Raw genomic sequence first — 1,385 nt, 5'->3', positions numbered from 1 at the left:
AGTGTTCTGCACCATATGCAGGGGAACCCGGAAGATGCGGCAAATTTCCTCCAACTGAAACTTACGGGTTTCCAGAAACTGCGCATCTTCGGCGGATAAACTGATTTGCTGCCATTTCAGCCCAGCCTCCAGAATGAGAGGTTTATGGGCATTAACCAGCCCCTGATGGCGGGACTCAAAATCCGCTTTCAGCCGCTCAAAGGCCTCGTCTTTCAGTGCCTGATCCGTTTGCAGTACCCCGCTGGTGACCGCCCCGTTACCGAACAACCGTGACCCGTGCTCTTCGGTTGCCAGCCCTAACCCTATCGCCTGCCGCGCATAGGCAATCGGGCTTAACCCCACCAGGCCATTCAGCGTAAAGATACGCACATGCCAGATTTCATTCTGGCTCAGGGTGGCAGTATCACCGTTCGGAAAGGTCACCTGGTATTCCGGCAGCCAGTCATTATTCAGTTTCGGTGCCACGCTGCCCGGATCGAGGGGCAATAATTCCACCACTTCCCCCAACACCTTCACCTTGTAGGCATAGAAGTTGCCGCGCAGGCACAGGCAGGCGATCAGCAACTCCCAGAACTCCTGCGGGGTCATATAGTTATTGGGTTTCACCGACAGCAGTTTATGCAGCCGCTCGTTGACGGCGCGTCGATTACCCCGCTCCAGTTGCTCATACAGCGAACAGGGCAACATACCGACCGATTCCGCCAGTACCCGCACACAACTGAATACGGCGGTCAGTTGCATCGCTAACTGCGGACTGACCCGCCGTCCGGTGTAGGTGTCATAAGACAAGCCGATCAGTTCGCTCAACTCCCGTGAGGTCATCGGTTCAGCGGATTTTCGAAACAGTCCGGGAAAGAACATCAGGCCTCCTTATCCGGTGTGTGACCCAGCATCCGCGAGACCAGATACGACCAGCCCAGACACAGCCCGCCCGCGACCATAAATCCCGCGGCGGGCAACAGCAGCCATGCGCCATAAGACAACAGGGCACCGCCTGCCAGCCCGACCAGCGGGGCAATATAAATTAACAGTTTCATTAAGGCACCTCAGAGGGAACGCAAGCCCCGGTTGATCAGGATGTCAGAGAGGCTTTCCGGCTGTTCACCCCCGTTCACCAGTAAGCGGCTCAGGGCAGTAAACAACGCAACGGGGCCATCGATTTTGGCTTCCGGCGTGGATTTATTGGGGAAAATGTTGTCATTTTTATCCGGCTTGACGGTAACATTGCTCATCATCCAGTTCATGACCGGGTGGGCGTTATGGTGAAATTTGCCACTGTAGACCATCGCTTCCAGTGATTTCATGGCCTCGGACAGATTACGCACGGTTTGTGCCACTTCCACCAGAGGTACGCCGTCTTCCTCCAGTGCCAGACTGAATTGAAG

At 55.5% G+C, this 1,385-nt stretch carries 3 protein-coding genes; all 3 read right to left on the bottom strand.

From position 1 onward, the window contains the following. The coding region (locus Xedl_RS19540) for a phage portal protein (RefSeq protein WP_074025379.1) at window positions 1–861 on the bottom strand (861 nt) is incomplete at its 3' end. Further along, on the bottom strand, window positions 861–1,037 hold the full coding sequence (locus tag Xedl_RS29905; RefSeq protein WP_167366732.1) for a hypothetical protein: 177 nt from the start codon (window positions 1,035–1,037) through the stop codon (window positions 861–863). The genes Xedl_RS29905 and Xedl_RS19540, both read right to left, overlap by 1 nt. A 9-nt stretch (window positions 1,038–1,046) precedes the next feature. Next, window positions 1,047–1,385, bottom strand: a 339-nt coding sequence (locus Xedl_RS19535; protein ID WP_244149777.1) for a terminase TerL endonuclease subunit, incomplete at its 5' end; no start/stop codon positions are given.

This window comes from Xenorhabdus eapokensis, assembly GCF_001908105.1.
The sequence above is the reverse complement of the archived record's forward strand: the minus strand, read 5'-3'. Positions and strand labels throughout refer to the sequence as shown.